The following is a 19,131-nucleotide window of genomic DNA, read 5'->3' on the forward strand; positions in this document are numbered from 1 at the left end:
TGAGAGGAATGATTGATATGACTACACCATTTCCGAAAGACTTTCTATGGGGCGGCGCTGTAGCAGCCAACCAACTTGAAGGAGCTTATAATACAGATGGCAAAGGTCTTTCTGTTCAAGATGTCATGCCTCACGGGATTACAACGCCTAGAACGGAAGGTCCTACAGAGGATAACCTGAAACTGATCGGGATCGATTTCTACAATCGCTACAAAGAGGATGTTAAACTGTTTGCTGAAATGGGCTTCAAAGTGTTCCGTACATCCATCGCTTGGTCCCGTATCTTCCCTAAAGGTGATGAAATGGAGCCAAATGAGAAAGGTCTGCAATTCTACGATGACCTGTTCGATGAGTGCCACAAATACGGGATTGAACCACTCGTAACGATCTCTCACTATGAGACACCGCTGCATTTGTCCAAAACGTATGATGGCTGGGTAAACCGTAAAATGATCGATTTCTACGAGCGTTATGTAACAGTGCTGTTCAACCGTTTCAAAGGCAAAGTTAAATACTGGCTGACGTTTAATGAAATCAACTCCATCCTGGAGGAACCATTCATGAGTGGTGGGATCTACACGCCAAAAGCAGAACTGTCCAAACAGGATCTGTACCAAGCGATCCATCATGAACTGGTAGCCAGTGCCTTGGCTGTGAAACTGGGTCATGAAATTATGCCTGAAGCGAAAATCGGCTGTATGGTACTGAGCATGCCTACGTATCCGTTAACTCCGAACCCGGATGATGTGGTTGCAGCGATGCATGCGGAACAGCGCAATGATATCTTTGCTGATATCCATGCACGTGGTTACTATCCGAAATACATTAATCGTTATTTCAAAGCGAATAATATCAATATCAAGTTTGAAGATGGCGATGCTGAAATTCTGAAGCATACTGTAGACTTTATCTCGTTCAGTTATTATGTAAGTATCTGTGAGACAGGTGATCAGGAGAAACGGGTTGAAGGAAAAGGAAACCTGTTCGCAGGTGTGCAAAACCCTTATCTCAAAGCGAGCGAGTGGGGCTGGCAGATTGATCCGCAAGGACTACGCGTAACGCTGAACAAATACTGGGACCGTTATCAAAAACCATTGTTTATTGTCGAAAATGGTCTGGGAGCAGTTGATGAGCTGATCACGGACGAAAATGGCAATAAAACGGTGAACGATGATTACCGTATTCAATACTTGAATGACCATCTGGTACAGGTGGGCGAAGCTCTTGAGGATGGCGTAGAAGTGATGGGTTACACGTCATGGGGCTGTATTGACCTGGTAAGTGCTTCAACAGCAGAGATGAAGAAACGTTATGGTTTCATCTATGTAGACCGCAACAATGACGGTTCAGGAACACTGGATCGTTACAAGAAAAAATCTTTCCACTGGTACAAAGAAGTTATTGGTACGAATGGCGCAAGTCTTAAGAACAACAACGAGTAAATATTAGTTCTTAAAGCATGGTTGTACACGCACCTTCTTATGTCACATTAATGCACATTAACCGCTTTCACAAAAACATTGTCATATGGATAATTATATGGTAAGATGGGCCTAAGGCTAATGAATACTGGATTGTTACTGTTCAATCAGGCAAAACCAGAAGCAGGGCATATCTCGTGACCTGCTTTGGTTTTGCCTTTTACTACTTTGACGGTGCAAGGTGATGTGAAGAAATGAAAATTGAGAAGGTGCTGAACAACAACGTAGTTACCGTAATTGATCCGGGAGGAAACGAACTGGTCGTTATGGGACGTGGAATTGCCTTCAAAAAGCATACTGGTGAATCGATTGACGAGAGTCTCGTCGAAAAAATATTCTCGCTTGAAAGTAAGGAAGTATCACAGAAACTCAAAACACTTCTGTCTGATATCCCGGTTGAATATGTCGAGTGCTCGGATGAGATTATCCGTTATGCCGAGACGGTGTTAGGTGAGAAGCTGCATGAAAGCATCTACATTTCACTGACGGATCATATTCATTTTGCCATTGATCGACATCGTCAAGGATTGCAGATCCGTAACGCATTGTTCTGGGAGATCAAGCGCATGTACCGGAAGGAATATGCCATTGGACTCAAGGCGCTACAGATTATTGAGGAAACGTTAGGTGTCCTGTTACCCGAAGACGAATGCGCATTCATTGCAATGCATCTGGTTAATGCCCAGATGAACGGTGAGATGAGGGAAACGATCAGTATTACGAACATCGTTAAGGACATACTTAACATTGTAAGACGTAGCTTTGTGATCGAACTTGATGAAGATTCATTGAGTTATTATCGATTTTTAACTCATCTGAAGTTCTTTGCCCAACGTGTGTTGCAAGGAATGGCGATTGAAGATAAAGAAGAAGATAATCCACTTCATGACTTGGTGAGCAAGCAGTATCCGGAAGCACATGCATGTGCAGTAAGGATCAGTGACTATACGCGTAAGATCTATAATCGGGTGTTGTCCAAGGAAGAAATACTGTATCTGACCATTCATATTGAACGAGTTGTCAGAAATGAACAAACAATTGAATAAAGTTAGGATTGTTACTGCTAAAAAGGCAAAACCTAAACGTTGAATAATGATAAGCTTTTCTGCTTTGTCATTATTCAGTGTTTAGGTTTTTTTTTAACCTTCATTACACATAAAAGGAGCAAAACACAATGGATACACAACAATTGTCCAAGGATATACTGAAGCTTGTTGGTGGCGAAGAGAATATCGATCAAGTCACACACTGTATGACAAGACTCAGATTCAACCTCAATGACAACAAAAAAGCGGACAAAGCGACGCTAAAAAATACACCAGGCGTTATGGGTGTTATGGAGAACGGTGGACAGTTCCAGGTCATCATTGGTAACGATGTACCTATCGTGTATAACGCACTTGTTGGCAACATGTCCAAATCTCCAAACGCAGATAATGCAACATCAAGTGCTTCAACTGGGGAAAAGAAAAAGAGAAATCCAATAAGTGCGCTGTTCGATTTCATCTCAGGTATGTTTACACCAATCCTGCCTGCGATTACGGGTGCAGGTATGATCAAAGGGATCGTGGCGATCCTGGTCGCACTTGGATGGTTGTCCGATACCAGCTCAACCTACATCATTTTGTCAGCAATCGGCGACGGTGCATTCTACTTCCTGCCAATCATTCTGGCGATAAGTGCTGCACGTAAGCTGGGTAGTAATATGTATATTGCTGCGGCGCTTGCTGCGGGCATTATGCACCCGACCATTACAGCATTACTGGCAGATGGTCACAACTCATCCTTTATGGGGATTACAGTCATAGCGGCAACGTATTCTTCTACAGTTATTCCGATTGTTCTGGCAGTTTGGATTGCTTCATATGTAGAGAAAGCCGTTGATCGTGTTATACATGCTTCACTTAAGTTACTCATTGTTCCAACAGTTACCCTTTTAATTATGGTTCCTCTGACGTTGATGACTGTAGGACCACTCGGTACTGTTCTTGGTAATGGTTTGTCTGGTGGTATTTCATGGTTGTTCGATAACATGTCCATCTTCGCAAGTATCCTGATTGGTGGTACGATGTCACTGCTGATCATTACGGGTATGCACTATGCGTTGTTGCCAATCGTTGTAGGTTCAATGACAACACTGGGTTACGACTTTATTATTCCACTGATGTTTGCAGCTAACCTTGCACAAGGTGGCGCAGCATTTGGGGTGGGACTCAGATCGAGAAATAGCAAAACCAAATCCCTTGCCTATTCCACAGGTCTTACGGCTATTATGGGGATCACGGAACCAGCGATGTATGGTATCAACATGAAGTTCAAAAAACCATTTATCGCAGCTCTCAGCGGGGGTGCTATTGCTGGTGCATTTATGGGAATCTTCAATGTTAAATCTTATGTTATTACAGGACTTGCAGGTCTGCCGAGTATTGCGGCATTTGTCAGTCCAGCAATTAGCACTTTGATTTATGCTCTGGTTGGTGGTTTGATTGCCATCGTAGCTGCAGCAATCATTACGTATATCCTGGGCTTCCAAGAAGAAAATGCAACTGAGCCAGCAGCACCAGCAGCTGAGCCTGCAAAATCAGCAGTAACGACTTCTGTTGTAACTGAAGAAGCAAAAGCACAAGATGAGCAAGTATTCAGCCCGATCACAGGTGAAGTTAAACCGCTGAGCGAAGTTCCAGACCCTGCATTCTCTGAAGAGATTATGGGTAAAGGATTCGCGATTCAACCATCTGAGGGACGTGTTGTATCTCCGATCAACGGTACAGTATTCTCGTTATCGAAGAGTGGACATGCCATTGGTCTGGTAAGTGATACAGGCGCAGAGATGTTGATTCATATCGGGATTGATACCGTGAAGCTGAAAGGTCAATTCTTCTCTCCTAAAGTTCAAGCAGGTGCGAAGGTTACCGTAGGTGATGTATTGATGGAGTTTGACCGGGAAGAGATCGAAAAAGCCGGTTACACGACGATTACACCTGTTATTATTACAAATATGCATCAGTATGAGTCCATTGAATCTGCTGGTCGCACTACGATCAAAGAAAAAGACTTGTTGTTTACAGCTAAAGCTTAACCATAAAAAATGAAACAGCAGCTTCACCGGAGTGTAATCCGGTAAAGCTGCTGTTTTTTTGCTTATAGCTTTTACACGGGAAGCATATCCTGCACCAATTGCACAAAATGTTGTGCAGGCTTGGACAGATAGCGGTTTTGTAGCCAGACCAGCGCCGAGCCAACCGTGGAATGCTGATCCTGAATGCAATATACGTGGAAAGGGTGCTCTTGGTATAGCTGCAGTACCGTATGAGGCACGATGGAACTGGCGAAGCCGAGTCGGACCAGCTCGAGCAACATATTAATGTCTGAGCACTCACCCATGATGGAGGGGGTAACCTGATGCTCCCGGAACTTGTCCAGAATCAACTCGAACATGCCGAGTCCCTCTGTACTTGGAAGCAGTAGAGGGATACCTGTAAGCTGTTCAAAATAAGTCCCCATCTCCACTCCTGGTCCCATCTCTGTCGGACTATCAAGTGGTGTCGAAGAAATATAGAAAAGGGGCTCCTGTGGCAGATGCAGCACCTCATAACGTTCAGTCTGGACAGGCATGCGTACACAGGCAAGTTCAACTTTGCCATCTTCCAGCAATCGGCATAATTGCGCAGATTCATTTTGTTGAATTTTATAGGTAACCTGTGGGTGGGTGGTGCGAAACTGTTGCAGTGCTTGCGGGATCAGGCGATCCGATATGGTATTGATGCCGATCGCAAGTTTGCCCCGGATGCCATGACGGAAACTTTGCATCTCCATTACAGCTTCCTCCATATATTTGGTCAAGGTAACCGCATAATCATAGAAGCTGCGACCCGCCTGCGTTAGCTCCATCATACGTCCTTTGCGTTCAAACAACATTACACCAAGCTCTTCCTCCATTAACTTAAGCTGCTGGCTTAAGGGTGGCTGAGCCATGTGAAGTCTTCGGGCTGCTGCTGTAATCTGTTTCTCCTCAGCAATGGCAATGAAATAGCGACATTGTTTGATATCCAAGTGGTTGTTCTCCTTCGCTTGCAATGTATATGTAATTCGTATGGAAAGCCAACAAAACATGTATTTTTAATATACTACGATCTTATGTTACCATACATTAGATTTGCATACCTGACTAACAGGGTTTGGTTTCTATATCAATATTACTGCATGAGAAAGACCTTGAATTGGAGGATAAAACAACGTGGTTAAAACAATACATGATGCTGCTCAAGCGGGCCATACCGATGAGGTCATTCGATTTATCACACAACAGGGTAACCGGTTGAACGAACGGGATGCATTGGGGCGGACACCTCTGATGGCTGCGGTGCACGGTAACAAGATAGACACGGCAAGGATGCTAGTGGACGCCGGAGCCGACATTAACCTTCAGGATGCACGATTGGACAACCTGCTGTTATACGCGAGTGCTGAGGGTATGTATAACATGGTCGAATTGGCGATTACAGCAGGTGCAGATACGAAGTTAACGAATCGTTTTGGCGGCACAGCTCTTATCCCGGCAGCGGATCGGGGCCATGTGGACATTGTGGAGCTTCTGCTTACACGCAGTGATGTGGATGTGAACCATATCAACAACCTGGGGTGGACAGCCTTGCTGGAAGCGGTCATTTTGGGAGATGGTGGGCCGCGTCACCAACAGATTGTTGCCTTGCTTTTGCAATATGGTGCAGATCCAAAGATTGCGGATCGGGACGGGATTACACCACTTGCACATGCGAGCCGACATCGGTATGCCGTGATGGAACGACTATTAACCCAAGTCTGAAGAGACTTATACATTTATGATACAGAACAGTGAAAGGATATTCCAAACGAATGAACAGACATCAAGAGCATTTTTCACAAAAGAATATGAAGGACGTATCTTCACTGATTTTGGCAGGTATACAGTGGTTTTTCTTCCTGTTTACCAATACAGTTGTTGTTCCGCTATCCATTGGACATAATTTTCATCTGTCTCCGGATGCCATCGCTGCCTCCATGCAGCACGCATTTATCCTTACCGGAGCAGTGTGTATTCTTCAAGCTGTATTCGGTCATCGATATGCGATTATGGATGGTCCGTCAGGGTTATGGTGGGGATTGACGCTAAGTTTGACGGTATCTGCTTCATCGGCCGGTATGAGTCTGGAGCGTATTGGCGGTGGGTTGGCTGCAGGTTTTCTATTAGCGGGACTAACGATGGTGATTCTGGGTTGGCTGGGAGCAGCGCAAGTGCTGCAAAAGCTGTTCACACCTATGGTGAAGAGTGCCATGTTGTTTCTAATGACGATTCAATTAACCATGAATTTTTTCAAAGGTATGATTGGATATACGGAGTTTGGTCGCTTCGATCTGCCTGTTGCCGCATTGTCCGTTGTCATTGCATTTTTGGTGGCATGGATTCAATTAAAGGGCAGGGGGAAACTGGGGAACTACGCGATCCTGATTGGGATTGTGGCAGGCTGGATCGCTTATAGTCTATTGTTTCCTGGACAACATGGCGGACAGCCTAATCAGGCCCCGGCTGGACTCGAACTGTTTCCATGGGGAGCACCCAGATGGGAACCGGGTATTGTCATTACTGCATTTTTCGTGGGGTTGGTGAACATGACGAATTCGATCACCACATTAAGCACAGTTGAGAAACTATACCGGACAGAAACAACAAGCCGTCAGTATAGGCATTCCTATACGCTAACGGGTCTGTTCACGATGTTGTCAGCCTGTGTAGGTGTGCTGCCCTTTGGTTTATTTGCATCATCGATCGGATTCTTGGAGAGTACTCGCATTCTGCGTCGTGCTGCCTTGATAATTGGAGCGGGGATGTTATGTGTGATAGGTCTTACACCTTCAGTGACAGCATTTTTTGCACAAATACCACCAAGCGTCGGCAGTGCGGTTTTGTTCGTGGCTTATCTTCAGATGTTTGGCACGGCACTAAGAACACTTGAAGGTACAACGTTTAATTCTAAAACGATCTATCGTGTAGCGCTGCCGGTCCTTACGGGAGTTGCGGTCATGAATATTCCTGCGGAGGCCTTTCAAACTTTGCCCATGTACCTCATTCCGATCATAAGTAATGGTCTCGTCATTGGGGTATTGGTCTCACTGGTTCTTGAAAAAACCGTGAACTGGTCCAAAATGGAACAACCAGCGACAGTTAGTAAAGCGGCATAAAGAGTTTCATCTTGCGACAGTCCAATTTGATTGGGCTGTTTTTTTGTTATCAGGCTATATGGCATCTAACTATTTCACAATAATTTTGCCTTGTCCTGCAAGCATTCGCATCTCTCTAGAGAGACGGTCCTGGTTCCCATCCTGCATTTCGAGTTGAACACCATAATGCCATGAGGTATTTTTTTCTTGACCCCAGCGGAGAGTGCCTTCCATATATAGAGGGTCTTCAAAGAGCAGCATATTCATTCCAATCCGAATATCGTTATTCTCTACAGGAAGGGACAGCGGAAATGACAGCTGACAGCCGGATCGACTGATATCGCAGAGTTCGGCCTGGATGGGTTTGGCGGGTGCGTTAACCCCGTTGATGCTGAGAATATAGATCTCAAAGTGGATTGGTTCCTTCAATGTGTAGCGAAAGGGTTCTTTTCTATTGTTAATTGACATGGCTTGGCTTCCTCCATCAGGTTCAAAAAAAGTCAGTTATGCTTATATCGACCATTTGGAGCGAGAAATGAAGAGTTGCGCAAGCAGAGATGGTCCATGGGTTCCTTTTACACGTGTATCAGGCTTGATATAATGATGGAATATATTTCTGAGGTCAGACCTGGATCAGACAGAAGGGAGGGGTGAATATGAGAGGAACATTTCGAATGGTTACAGATACGGCAACATTGTGCCTGTATGATCTGGCAGCGTTAAAACATCGGCTTGAGGATACTTCGGACTGGTGGTCCATTCCAGTGGATGAGCTGGCTGAGGTGAATGCAGGTCATTGTCTGTTCCTGAATCTGGGTGCGGATGGAGTGTATGAGGTGGAATGGAGCCTGGAGGGTGAAGAGGAGGATTCAGATCCAGATCACGCAGCGGAACGGGGAAAGGGGTATCATCTGCAAGTTCCGTCTGGGCACGTCTATCTGGGAGCGGCGGATGATGTCACTGGGGGTGAATTGGAGCCGGATGAGACGTGTGAAGGGGTTCTGTTGCAGTTAAAGCCCGGAAATTATGCGTGTATCGTCTCCAGAGAAGCCAGTCGGATCACCATTGTCATGACACCAAGTATTCAGGGAAATAACACGCTGGATGAATTAATACGGATATAGTGTACATATACGAACAGGAGGGATTCATATGCAGGATTGGAACGAGATAATGATGATGAATGCAGATGCCCTGCGTAAACGGATGAGAATACTCGCTGCTTTGGATATCATCTTTTCGGAGGAAGAATGGTTACGCGTTCATCATTATGAAGCTGAACTTCAGCCAGGTGTGGCATGGGGAAGCATCAATAACGGCGCAGGTGATCATCTGCATGTATTGTTTACGAACTCAGGCACGCTGATCAAAGGATTTGATCATGAGTCACCCTTGAGCCCACATGCTCGTGAGGACGGAGAAATCTATCCGGGCATGTATGATGAAGTACCAGAGGCCTTGATGGCTGTACTGCGAGATCATGAGGAAACGTTGGATCTGGAGGATGTGACCTTTTGCCTATGGCAGGAAGGGAACGACTTGCCATGGAAGGTTGGTAACTGGATTCAGCTGGCGATGGCCGAGGAAGACAAAGTGGACGCTAGAGGTGGCGCAGAATTTTTGCTGGGATATGTGGAGAAGAACCCGGAAGATTACGCTGATTGGTCCAAAGGGTACTATGACTTGCCGGATCTGCCGTTGGAAGCCGTAGCTGAAGTATATGAAGGAAAACCGGTGACCGCCAGACTGATTAAGCAGTTGTGTACTGAGAGAGATGTAGCAGCAGCACTGGATGAGTTACAGCAACGCGGGTACGCCGTGGAACAAACGTAATGGAGTAGCAAAGGAGGAGAGGTAGATTATGTACACTGTACAACTGGAACGTATGCGTGAAAAGTTGATCACTCTCCGAAGTCTGGACCCGGATCTGGAGCTGTTTGGCGCAGAAAACCATGAATATGAAATGGCGTCTGTGTGGACCCAGAAGGATATTACGCAATTTGAACAGAAATGGCGAATTGAGTTGCCGGAGGACTATAAGGTATGGCTTCTTCATATGGGAACGGGTGGAGGGCCTTATTATGGTTTAGAAAACCCGAATGACGGTGTATACGCTGTGCTGGGTTATGACGATGAGCTGAACGCGGTCTCGGACCCTTTCCAATTCACGGAAGCATGGAACTGGAACTATGACTGGTTCGATGACAGCAAGGAAGAAGAGGAATGGGAAGCGCTGGAACACGAATATTTTGATCCAAAATGGTCGGCAGGCATGCTGCGCATCAGTGATTTTGGTTGTGGCATATCGATGAATCTAATTGTTAAGGGAGCCTCTTACGGAGAGATATGGGTTGATGACCGGGCTAACCGCAATGGAATCTATCCTGATCAATATTGGGGCAATACGAATCGATTACATTTTCTGGACTGGTATGAGTTGTGGTTGGATCGTTCAATCCATCAAATGCATGAACAAAAGCAATCATCTGGAGCAAAAGAAGTCTGAGGGAGGTTGTACATATGGGCTGGGAATATGGAATTAGCACAACAGAACCTGCGATTTTACCTGAAGTTGTGAAGCGTTTGGCAAGTTCATTAACGTTTACCAACATGTACAGCTTAGAACACCAAGCCAACAGCTTTGTATTGAAACGTGAAGATCCTTCCTGGCCTAGAGCCCTTGAAGTGTGGATAGAAGAGGCTTCCGGATTAGAAGAGATTGTGGATGGGGATTCGTATATCTACTGTTTGTTTCATATCTGGGGTGAAGAGGCGCGGGGCTGGATGCATCAGATGGAGCGAGAAACCAGCCAGGTTGATGGTGGTTTAATCTGGTTTGAACTCTGATCGGTAAGAGATTTGCCTGAAACAGGAGGAGCATATATGACTAACAAATCAAAGAGAACAATTCCTGCGCTCATGTATCAGTATCAAGGTCCACAGCGGAATGTGGGTTTTGTTTTATCCCCTTTATACATAGAAGAATCGGTTGAAGTAGAGATGGAAGACATGCTGTTCATATATAATGAAGACTTTGACTATATTCGACCCGCATTGGATCGCTCATTTCCCTTAACTGACCCACGAACTGGAGAAAAGATGAAGGCTCTTGATCCCTGCTGGGAGAATCCGATTACGAAGGATGTGTGGGTGGGGATTTTATCAGAGCTGGATCAACAGGTGGTTGCAGAGCCTGAATTACGGAATTTTTTGAATCAGTTCATAGCTTGGGTGAGAAACCATCTGCAATTGGCCGACGGGATCGAAGTCACCGGCAACCTGTAAGTTAGTTGATCTTGGATTGTTCATGCTTGTGAGTAATTCAGTATATCGGCGGCCGATTGTTATGTAATCAAGCTCCCTCATGATGATGGCGGAGCTTTTTTTGATGAACAAATATTAAAAACCGTTTGCTTCACTCACCCGTCTTATACCACAGAAAGAGAGAGAAGGAGGGATGCGGGGTGGAAACAAAAGCAGAGATGAACCAGAGGATCTATGTACAGACCGAAGACGAGACGGAATTTGTGCAATCCATTATGGAACATCAAGATACGCTCATTTCCATTGCCTACAGTTATCTGCGTAACCAGCAAGATGCGCTGGAAGCTGTGCAGGAGATGACGTGCCGTGCTTGGATCAAACGTCGTACGCTGAACAATGAGAAGGCGTTCAAATCTTGGATCATTCGAATTCTGATCTATGTCTGCATCGATGAACAGAGGCGCCGCAAGCGGGCGACACCTCTGGCGAAGGAGGATATGGAGGACAGCATTCCGGCATCTTGGATGATTAGCGTTGATGATAATCGAATCGCTATGGAATCTCTTTTGCAAAAGGTGAAACCGAAATATCGCCATGTATTATTGCTAAAATATTATAACGACATGACACTGACGGATATTGCCTCCATCCTCGGCAAACCGGAAGGAACGATCAAGACCTGGCAGCACAAGGGACTCCAACAGTTGCGCAAGTTGATGAAGAACAGGAGGGATTGGCATGACCACTAACCCGGAGGAGAAAGCACTTCTTGCAGATGCATATCAGGTAAAAAGAGAGAAACAGCAATGGAATCCGGCGGATACGACTGTTGCGATTCAACGTGGTCTCGCGAAGGGCAGAACAAAACGATCAGGTAGGACCGTTCATATCAAATGGATTACGGCAGTGCTGGTCACGGCCCTGGCCGCGGGTTGGTTTCTCTTAGGTCCGCTTGGGAGTTATGGTCAAGAGCAGGCAACATATACTGAGCCTGTAACCCATTGGGGAGTGCTAGAGCCCTTTCGTGGCCTGCTAACTTCGGATATGGACCGTGCTACGATTACTTCAACGCTCAATCATGGTTATGTGCAACTTGTGGATCGGACGGTTACATCGGGCATATATCAGTTTACCGTGAATGCGGTTATGGCAGATGAGAACAGGATAACCGTATTGTATACCGCCAAGACGGATGCTTCGCAAGAGATTTATTCGATAGTCAATACCAAGATGACGGATGCAAGAACAGGTTATGTCCTTGATAACGGAAATATAGGAGGTATACATTTTTCGAAGGATAAGCATACCATTTATGGCCGGAATACAATTGAGCGTAATCGAAATAAACCGCTGCCTGAGCAAGTGAATCTTCAGTTCCAGCTTTCTTCCGTTGTTCCAGATGTGGTGGAATATTCAGAAAACGGGGAAAAGGAACGGAAGTATCAATATTCCAAAAAAATGAATCTTTCTTTTGCGCTGGATCCTAAATTCTCTATCCCCAAAACGGAAATCCTCAACGTTAATCGTACGTTTACCGTTGGGGGTTATGAAGTTATGTTGTCAGAAGTGGAATTATCACCGCTTGTTACTCGGGTTAGATTTGTTTTTGAGCCGGAGCAAGAGATCGATTACAAAATGAAGTTGTTGATCAGTGAGGTCGTTCAGCCTCTCGAGATTGTAACTACCACTAAAAACGGGAAACAGACCAAGTTATCCATGGTAGGCGGGAGCGGAACGGAAGACGGAATGATGTATTCTTTCAGTAGCAATCTGTTGGACCATCCGGAGTCCATGGTATTAAAACTTCGTGGTAAACCAGATAAGGTCTATGATGATTTGCAGGAAGCCAAGAATGATGAACTGGAAATCAAAATCAAATAAGATGAACTAACTGGCAATACTCTTATTCAGATTAGGTGGATGTTAGTGAAATCAGAGAAGGGATGTCCCTCAAGGTCGTAAGCCTTGTGAGACATCCCTTTTTAAATATGAAAACGGCTGATCTTATACAGTTAAAATATCTACTCCCAGAGCTGGAAGGGTTAACTTCTGATCCAACCTCTCGCTGGTCAACAAGCTGCGATAAGGAACGTCCAGCGTAATCTCTCGTTGCTCATTCGTCAAATTGATCAGAAACAGGAAGTTTTGCTCCCCCTTCGTTCGAATCGACAGCTCGACACCTTCCGGCAACTGGATTTTGGGCGCCAAATCCTTTTCCTTCAGTATGCCTTCAAACAACTGATAGAAATACGATGGCTCCGGCCAAGTGCCGACATAATATATTTCACCTTCACCAAACTTATTGACAGTAACCGCCGGTACACCCTCGTAAAAGTCGTTGTCATACCAGGCGATCGGCTCTGCCCCTCGCAGTTCCAGTAAATCGCACCATTGCTTCGCAGCGAATGTCTTGCCCTCCGCGTTCCGTATCCGATGCTCACTGTTGCCGATTGCATCATATTCACTTACGACAACACCGGCCGCTTCCGCCAGTAGCCCCGGCAGAGGCAGCATCTCACATACATTACTCATGTTCTTCACACCAGTCCGATTGGTGAGGACAACCGTCCCCCCTTTAGCTGCGAATCGCTCCAGTCGTTGTGCTACTTCTTCACTTAACAGGAAGAGAGAAGGGACAATGACCAGCTTGTACCCGTCGAGTTCCTCGGTCCAGTTGATAACGTCTGTACCGATGCCCATTTTCAGAAATGCATTATGCATAGAGGACAAGTTGTCTATATAGTGCATTCCTCCTTCCGCCTGCGGCTGAAGGGAAAGCGCCGTATGCTGATCATGCGAATGCAGAATCGCAACCTGGGTAACAATGGTTGAGTCGGCCAGCATTTCTCCTAACTGGTTCACCTCACGAGTAAGCTCGGCAAACTCCCTGAACCTGCGTCCAGGAACATTGCTGTGGTCGATCAGCCCATGCCAGAACTGTTCGGCTCCGACGGTTGCACTCCGCCAGCGGAAATGGACGACCATGTCAGCACCTCGGGCGATTGTCTGCCAGGAACGAGCTCGGATCAGTCCAGGATAGGGGGTGCGCTGAATCGGCATCCAGGCACCCTGTGCTCCGCTGAGCTGTTCCATTACCCAGAAATTCCGGCGCTTGATGCCGCGAACCAAGTCCAGCGTAAGCGCACCATTTCTCGGAAACCGATCGCCATAATCGCGATACAGCTCATTCGGATAATAATCGACAGAGACGAAGTCCAATTCGTTATGCATATCATAATAGTCCAGGCTATTCGGATATTGCCACATATTATGCGTCACAAATTGATCTGGACAGTTACGGCGTAAAATCTCAAGCTGCCATCCCAGCAGATGGCCCACGCTGTCGGAACAAAACCGCTTGTATTCCAGCAGATAGGAAGGATTCATCGGTTTGCTGGGTCCGAGCGGTGTTGTTACCTCAGCCCAGCTGCTGTACTCACCGCTCCAGACGACCGTACCCCACTCCCGGTTCAACTCCTCCAGATTGGAATAACGCTTCTGCAGCCAAGCGACAAATGTACGATTACATGTATCACAATGGCATTCCTGATAGTGCATCTCGTTATCGATTAGCCAGCCAATGACGGCGGGATGCTTACCATAGCGCTGTGACATCGCTTCCACAAATTTGGAGCCCAGCATTCTCAAGGAAGAGCTGTTGTTGCAACGATGTCCACGCACACCTGGCCGGATGATGTGGCGTTGCTCATCCATGGGCAGTACATCCGGATAACGGGTTGTCATCCAGTTCGGCGGGGTATTGGTGGGGGTGCATAACACAATTTCCATGCCGCGCGAAGCGAATACTTCGATAGCCGCATCCAACCATTCAAACTGATAATTACCCTCAGTCGGTTCCATTCGGCTCCAGGCGAACTCTGCCATTCGCACAACAGCAACCCCCGTCTCTTGCATAAGTATGGCATCTTTCTCCCATAACTCCGGAGTCCATTGCTCTGGATAATAATCAATTCCTATCTTAATTGTCATCCTGTGATCTCCTTTATTTATCAATATATTGCGATTATATGCTATATTAATTGGAGTGAATATCTTAAATAATTAATATGATATAACAATATTAAGATAACAGGAGAGTTAGTCGCATGCCTCATCCCAATCGCAATTTTCCGGTATTATCTGCTCGAGACAAGCTGCTCCCTTTTTATTTGCTTGGCATCGGTCTGCATCATGAACAGGAGCACATCCGCCGAGACCAAGGCATTCAGGATTATCAATGGATACAATGCCGCAGCGGTGTGGGCAAGCTCAAGCTAAGTGATACGGAATATATCGTCAAGCCAGGTATGGGTATGCTCTTGTTCCCTGGACAGAAGCACGAATACTATGCGCTATCCGACAGCTGGGAAGTCGACTGGATCATTTTCGATGGCAGTGGGTCAGCGAGCTTGTTTGAAACTGTTGGCATTGTCGACACATGTGTATACACGCTTGCATCGCCTGAATACCTTCTATCCCGAATGCGGGAGTTGCTGCAAGCTGCCTTAACACCACAAGAGCAGACATTAAGCAATTACGCCTGCTCCGCCATTCTCTATACCTTATTGACAGAGATTATTCAACGCGTATCTGTCGAGGGCAGCGATACGGTCGGGCAGCAGTATGAGCGATTAAAACCGGTTCTGGACTATATTGAACAGCATTATGCTGAAGAGATTACTTTGCCAATGCTGGCTGGATTGATCTGTGTCACACCAGAATATTTCTGTCATTTGTTTAAGAAGACGACAGGTATTCGTCCCATCAGTTATGTTAATCAGGTAAGAGTCAACAAGAGCAAGGAACTGCTGCTCGATAATGTGCAACGCGGGATGGAGGATATTGCTCGTCAAGTCGGCTTCGAATCGACCAGCTACTATGGAGCCATCTTCAAGAAGCTGGAACGAATCACACCCGGTACCTTCCGCCGCAGCTATCAGAAGTCGTAACATATTATTATCCCCAAGTTAATGGTTTTCGTCAGAGGCTTTAGGAACTGACCCGAGGGCGGATCAGTTCCGAGTTGTATCACATAGTACTCGTGAATAGAGCCGCTAATTAGCGGCTCTATTTTGTATGAAAGAATGGCCTGGTTTTGTTTTTCACTATATCTGATCTGCTGTTGCGAAAAAGATAATATTGTTGTCTTTTTGCAATTATTGTATTGTCACAGCCAAAGTTACACGATATAATCGAGTTGTCTTAGAGGATAATATTATAAAGGATGGTGAAATTTTGAAGAAATTTTCGATGCTTTTACTCGCTGTAACTCTATTGTTGCTAACTGTCTCCACAGCCCCGTCTACATATGGTGCGGCCAGTTATCCAAACACAGGTACGAACGGGTTGACTGGTTTTGCAGGCAGTGCCAAGAATGAAAATGGTGTATCCAAGTCAGCCACGACAGGTGGCAAGAACGGTCAGGTGGTTTACGTTAGTAATCTCAATGACTTGAGAACACATATGGCGGGCTCTACAGCCAAGATTGTAGTCGTTGAACAGAATATTTCTTCCTCTACGCTGCAAAAGGTTGAATTCGGAGCGAACAAGACACTTGTAGGTTCCTTTGGCAAACATACATTAACGAATATTCATTTCAGATCCACAAGCAGTTCAAGCAATGTGATTTTTCAAAATCTGACTTTTGAACACGCTTCCAATATTAATGCCAATGATGATATCCAGATGTATATCACTTCAGGCTCCAATTACTGGATTGATCATGTGACGTTTGCTGGTCATAGCTACAGCTCTGGCGGTAGTGATCTGGACAAACTTCTGTATATTGGCGATCGCGCGGACTATATTACGATTAGCAATTCCAAATTTGCGAACCATAAGTATGGCGTCATCCTCGGTCATCCGAATGATGGGAACAGCAGTTACAATGGTGTGCCTCATGTGACGATGTCCAACAATTACTTCGAAAATTTGTATGTGCGTGGTCCTGGACTTTTAAGATATGGTTACTTCCATCTCAAAAACAACTATGCAAACAACTTTAATCAGGCCATCACAATTGGTGAAAAAGCACGGATTTATTCCGAAAACAACTACTTTGGTGCTGGTGCTGAAAAGGGTGGCATCCTGGATGACAAAGGAAAAGGTGAGTTTACGGATACGGGAAGTACACCAGCGCTTAATAGTCCGACTTCTCCTAAAACGAACTGGAGACCAAGCTCCAATTACAGTTATCAGGTAGAGAGTGCCAGCTACGCGCGTGAGTTCGTCACCAAGTATGCAGGCTCCTCCAATACGACACTTGTATTCGGAAAGTAAGATTTGCTGCACATCCATTCACGACCAAAAGGCCTGTCTTGTGCGCCATAACGTATAAGACAGGCCTTTTTTGTTTGTAAAATGATATGCTTACATATCATTTTACAGTTCATATAAATTTTTAATTAACAATACCGATATACATAAAGTAGCGCTGATTTCATACTTGTGAAGTTAATATGTACTATGTTAAGGCGCTGCGTTTTTGCGATTTGTGCATAAGCAGGACCAAAGACTAGTAGATGTAGTACAGAAAGGCCCTACAGTTCACATTTAACCTACATAAAAGGACGGGGTATGCATGGATCGTATGGACGAAATTATTTGGAAAAGGAACAAATTAATCGGTATCATTTTGTGGATTATTATTGCCATTGGTATGGGTCTGGCCTTTATGATGCCGAAGTTACTTGTGTCCAATGGAGTAGCTCTGATCTTTGTTGTATGGATTACATACGCTAATGTGAAAAAGAAACATATTCATCTCATTCCATGGCTGATTACCGTATTACTAACAATATGTGGAGTCTATGTCGGTTGGGGAACGGTCAATTTTGCGTTAAGTTTGGTGATAACCGCAGTTCTACTGTTATTTCCTAACAAGAAATTTTTTGTGGTTGGATTTTCGGTATTACTAGTTAACAGTGTTCTTCAGTTATTTGTTATGAATACCGTTGACTCTGCTGAGCTAATGGGTAATATCGTCAATGTGGGATTATTTGCTCTCACAGGAGCCGTCTTGATGCTGGTCTCACAATTGAATCAAAGGCTCTTCCATGAAAGTGAAGTACGCCAGAATGAGGTGGAGCACTCTAAACAAAGAGTGGAAACCATGCTGGAACGTGTGAAGGAATCGGTCGAAGGTTTATCACGTTATACGGATCAATTGAAGCAAAAAGTGAATGCGACTGGCTCCATTACCAATGAGGTGACGCTTGGGTTCAGTGAGGTTGCAAAAGGTGTTGAGTTCCAGGCGACCAGTGTGGCCGAGATTTCGGAATCCTTGTCTGTGTCGGATCAGCATATCAAGGACGTTGCTTCGTATTCCCAGCAGATGAAAAAGTTGTCCGCAAGTATGGCAACAAGCACGCAAACTGGAAGTACACAGATGGACCAGCTAAACATCCAAATGCAAGATCTATATGAAACGATCAATACAACTGCAAATGACATGCGAAAGTTCAACGAGGAAAGTGAATCCATGACGCTTATGTTGAACAGCATAGTGGATATTGCGAGTCAGACAAACCTGCTTGCACTCAATGCAGCCATTGAAGCCGCTCGTGCGGGTGAGCATGGACGCGGGTTTGCTGTTGTATCAGAGGAAGTTCGCAAGTTGGCAGAGAACTCGGGTCAGTCCGCAAGTGATATCGGAACCATCCTGTCTCGATTAAAAGGGCAGACGCAGGCACTGACGGATCGATTCGAACGCATTCGTCAATCGTTACAACAAGGAAGAGATAGCGTCCATACGGCAGAGGAAGTATTCCGTACGATCAACAGCAACTCTCAGCATGTGTTGAATCAAGCGACAGATATCGAGACTAGTTCGGCGACCATGAAGGAATCTTCCACCAGAGTTGTGAATGAAGTTTCCGAGATTTCGAGTGTAACGGAGCAATCCAGTGCAGCGACAGAAGAGATTCTGGCGAGCATGGAAGAACAACGTAACCTGACACAGAAGATGGTAGAGAGCTTTGGAGAATTGGAGCAACTGATTGTGAACCTGAATGAGTTAGTCTCGGATCATCAGGCTTCTTCCGTTGGGAATAAACTTTAATAATAAATAGTTGAGGGCCTGTCGGTGCGTATTTTGCGTACTGGACGGGCTTTTTTCATCTGGAGTACAGCTTGATGCCGACATTTTTTTCCTATACAGTGTTGTGTAGAGTGTGAAGAGGATGGAGGA

The 19,131-nt window shown here is 45.5% G+C and carries 18 protein-coding genes; 15 read left to right on the forward strand and 3 right to left on the reverse strand.

Going from position 1 to position 19,131, the window contains the following annotated elements:
- Positions 1–17: 17 nt before the first annotated feature.
- The 3 genes from WFI24_RS27350 to WFI24_RS27360 all read left to right on the forward strand — a co-directional run bounded on the left by WFI24_RS27350 (position 18) and on the right by WFI24_RS27360 (position 4,560).
- Positions 18–1,442, forward strand: a complete 1,425-nt coding sequence (locus tag WFI24_RS27350; protein WP_442956271.1) for a glycoside hydrolase family 1 protein — start codon at positions 18–20, stop codon at positions 1,440–1,442.
- A gap of 233 nt (positions 1,443–1,675) precedes the next feature.
- The gene (gene licT, locus WFI24_RS27355; protein WP_145323608.1) at positions 1,676–2,527 is read left to right on the forward strand and encodes a BglG family transcription antiterminator LicT; all 852 of its coding nucleotides are present in this window, start codon (positions 1,676–1,678) and stop codon (positions 2,525–2,527) included.
- A gap of 128 nt (positions 2,528–2,655) precedes the next feature.
- Positions 2,656–4,560 carry a beta-glucoside-specific PTS transporter subunit IIABC gene (locus WFI24_RS27360; protein ID WP_221824500.1) on the forward strand — a complete coding sequence of 635 codons (1,905 nt, stop codon included), beginning with the start codon at positions 2,656–2,658 and terminating at the stop codon, positions 4,558–4,560.
- A gap of 71 nt (positions 4,561–4,631) precedes the next feature.
- Here WFI24_RS27360 and WFI24_RS27365 read toward each other — a convergent pair whose 3' ends face one another.
- Entirely contained in the window at positions 4,632–5,534 is a 903-nt protein-coding gene (locus WFI24_RS27365) for a LysR family transcriptional regulator (protein WP_221824498.1), read from the reverse strand.
- A 184-nt stretch (positions 5,535–5,718) separates the two neighbouring features.
- Between WFI24_RS27365 and WFI24_RS27370 the strand changes: the two genes are divergently transcribed.
- On the forward strand, positions 5,719–6,306 hold the full coding sequence (locus WFI24_RS27370) for an ankyrin repeat domain-containing protein (protein WP_221824495.1): 588 nt from the start codon (positions 5,719–5,721) through the stop codon (positions 6,304–6,306).
- A gap of 50 nt (positions 6,307–6,356) precedes the next feature.
- A complete protein-coding gene (locus WFI24_RS27375; RefSeq protein ID WP_260632980.1) occupies positions 6,357–7,700 on the forward strand; it encodes a uracil/xanthine transporter in 1,344 nt (447 codons plus the stop codon).
- Between the two features lie 69 nt (positions 7,701–7,769).
- Here the strand turns inward: WFI24_RS27375 and WFI24_RS27380 are convergent, their stop codons facing one another.
- A complete protein-coding gene (locus WFI24_RS27380; protein ID WP_036617371.1) occupies positions 7,770–8,147 on the reverse strand; it encodes a PilZ domain-containing protein in 378 nt (125 codons plus the stop codon).
- Positions 8,148–8,335: 188 nt separating this feature from the next.
- Here WFI24_RS27380 and WFI24_RS27385 point away from each other — a divergent pair, with 188 nt between their 5' ends.
- The 7 genes from WFI24_RS27385 (at position 8,336) to WFI24_RS27415 (ending at position 12,824) form a co-directional block, all read left to right on the forward strand.
- On the forward strand, positions 8,336–8,803 hold the full coding sequence (locus tag WFI24_RS27385; RefSeq protein WP_221824493.1) for a DUF6386 family protein: 468 nt from the start codon (positions 8,336–8,338) through the stop codon (positions 8,801–8,803).
- 28 nt (positions 8,804–8,831) lie between these two features.
- The gene (locus WFI24_RS27390) at positions 8,832–9,512 is read left to right on the forward strand and encodes a hypothetical protein (protein ID WP_221824491.1); all 681 of its coding nucleotides are present in this window, start codon (positions 8,832–8,834) and stop codon (positions 9,510–9,512) included.
- Between the two features lie 28 nt (positions 9,513–9,540).
- Complete coding sequence (locus WFI24_RS27395) at positions 9,541–10,185, forward strand: SMI1/KNR4 family protein (RefSeq protein ID WP_221824489.1); 645 nt, start codon at positions 9,541–9,543, stop codon at positions 10,183–10,185.
- Positions 10,186–10,199: 14 nt separating this feature from the next.
- Positions 10,200–10,526: a hypothetical protein gene (locus WFI24_RS27400; RefSeq protein WP_221824487.1), complete on the forward strand. Its 327-nt coding sequence runs from the start codon at positions 10,200–10,202 to the stop codon at positions 10,524–10,526.
- A gap of 36 nt (positions 10,527–10,562) precedes the next feature.
- Positions 10,563–10,964: a hypothetical protein gene (locus WFI24_RS27405; RefSeq protein ID WP_221824485.1), complete on the forward strand. Its 402-nt coding sequence runs from the start codon at positions 10,563–10,565 to the stop codon at positions 10,962–10,964.
- Positions 10,965–11,143: 179 nt separating this feature from the next.
- The gene (locus WFI24_RS27410) at positions 11,144–11,692 is read left to right on the forward strand and encodes a sigma-70 family RNA polymerase sigma factor (protein ID WP_256720093.1); all 549 of its coding nucleotides are present in this window, start codon (positions 11,144–11,146) and stop codon (positions 11,690–11,692) included.
- Positions 11,682–12,824, forward strand: a complete 1,143-nt coding sequence (locus WFI24_RS27415; RefSeq protein WP_336765107.1) for a DUF4179 domain-containing protein — start codon at positions 11,682–11,684, stop codon at positions 12,822–12,824. Before WFI24_RS27410 ends, WFI24_RS27415 begins: the two co-directional genes overlap by 11 nt.
- Before the next feature lie 123 nt (positions 12,825–12,947).
- Here WFI24_RS27415 and WFI24_RS27420 read toward each other — a convergent pair whose 3' ends face one another.
- On the reverse strand, positions 12,948–14,933 hold the full coding sequence (locus tag WFI24_RS27420; RefSeq protein WP_336765108.1) for a beta-galactosidase: 1,986 nt from the start codon (positions 14,931–14,933) through the stop codon (positions 12,948–12,950).
- A 116-nt stretch (positions 14,934–15,049) separates the two neighbouring features.
- On the opposite strand from WFI24_RS27420, the gene WFI24_RS27425 reads away from it, so the two are divergent.
- From WFI24_RS27425 to WFI24_RS27435, 3 genes are all read left to right on the forward strand, one after another.
- Positions 15,050–15,892: an AraC family transcriptional regulator gene (locus WFI24_RS27425; protein ID WP_336765109.1), complete on the forward strand. Its 843-nt coding sequence runs from the start codon at positions 15,050–15,052 to the stop codon at positions 15,890–15,892.
- Positions 15,893–16,178: 286 nt separating this feature from the next.
- Complete coding sequence (locus WFI24_RS27430) at positions 16,179–17,222, forward strand: pectate lyase family protein (RefSeq protein WP_036617386.1); 1,044 nt, start codon at positions 16,179–16,181, stop codon at positions 17,220–17,222.
- Positions 17,223–17,523: 301 nt separating this feature from the next.
- Positions 17,524–19,002, forward strand: a complete 1,479-nt coding sequence (locus WFI24_RS27435) for a methyl-accepting chemotaxis protein (protein WP_336765110.1) — start codon at positions 17,524–17,526, stop codon at positions 19,000–19,002.
- Positions 19,003–19,131: the final 129 nt, after the last annotated feature.

Origin of the sequence: Paenibacillus sp. USHLN196 (assembly GCF_037144955.1) — a bacterium.
In the GTDB taxonomy this organism is placed as follows: domain Bacteria; phylum Bacillota; class Bacilli; order Paenibacillales; family Paenibacillaceae; genus Paenibacillus; species Paenibacillus xylanexedens_C.

Bases quoted from the DNA above. Each gene is read 5' to 3' on its own strand.
- WFI24_RS27350 (WP_442956271.1), top strand. From the start codon at position 18: ATGACTACACCATTTCCGAAAGACTTTCTATGGGGCGGCGCTGTAGCA.
- licT (WP_145323608.1), top strand. From the start codon at position 1,676: ATGAAAATTGAGAAGGTGCTGAACAACAACGTAGTTACCGTAATTGAT.
- WFI24_RS27360 (WP_221824500.1), top strand. From the start codon at position 2,656: ATGGATACACAACAATTGTCCAAGGATATACTGAAGCTTGTTGGTGGC.
- WFI24_RS27375 (WP_260632980.1), top strand. From the start codon at position 6,357: ATGAACAGACATCAAGAGCATTTTTCACAAAAGAATATGAAGGACGTA.
- WFI24_RS27380 (WP_036617371.1), bottom strand. From the start codon at position 8,147: ATGTCAATTAACAATAGAAAAGAACCCTTTCGCTACACATTGAAGGAA.
- WFI24_RS27385 (WP_221824493.1), top strand. From the start codon at position 8,336: ATGAGAGGAACATTTCGAATGGTTACAGATACGGCAACATTGTGCCTG.
- WFI24_RS27390 (WP_221824491.1), top strand. From the start codon at position 8,832: ATGCAGGATTGGAACGAGATAATGATGATGAATGCAGATGCCCTGCGT.
- WFI24_RS27395 (WP_221824489.1), top strand. From the start codon at position 9,541: ATGTACACTGTACAACTGGAACGTATGCGTGAAAAGTTGATCACTCTC.
- WFI24_RS27400 (WP_221824487.1), top strand. From the start codon at position 10,200: ATGGGCTGGGAATATGGAATTAGCACAACAGAACCTGCGATTTTACCT.
- WFI24_RS27405 (WP_221824485.1), top strand. From the start codon at position 10,563: ATGACTAACAAATCAAAGAGAACAATTCCTGCGCTCATGTATCAGTAT.
- WFI24_RS27415 (WP_336765107.1), top strand. From the start codon at position 11,682: ATGACCACTAACCCGGAGGAGAAAGCACTTCTTGCAGATGCATATCAG.
- WFI24_RS27420 (WP_336765108.1), bottom strand. From the start codon at position 14,933: ATGACAATTAAGATAGGAATTGATTATTATCCAGAGCAATGGACTCCG.
- WFI24_RS27425 (WP_336765109.1), top strand. From the start codon at position 15,050: ATGCCTCATCCCAATCGCAATTTTCCGGTATTATCTGCTCGAGACAAG.
- WFI24_RS27435 (WP_336765110.1), top strand. From the start codon at position 17,524: ATGGATCGTATGGACGAAATTATTTGGAAAAGGAACAAATTAATCGGT.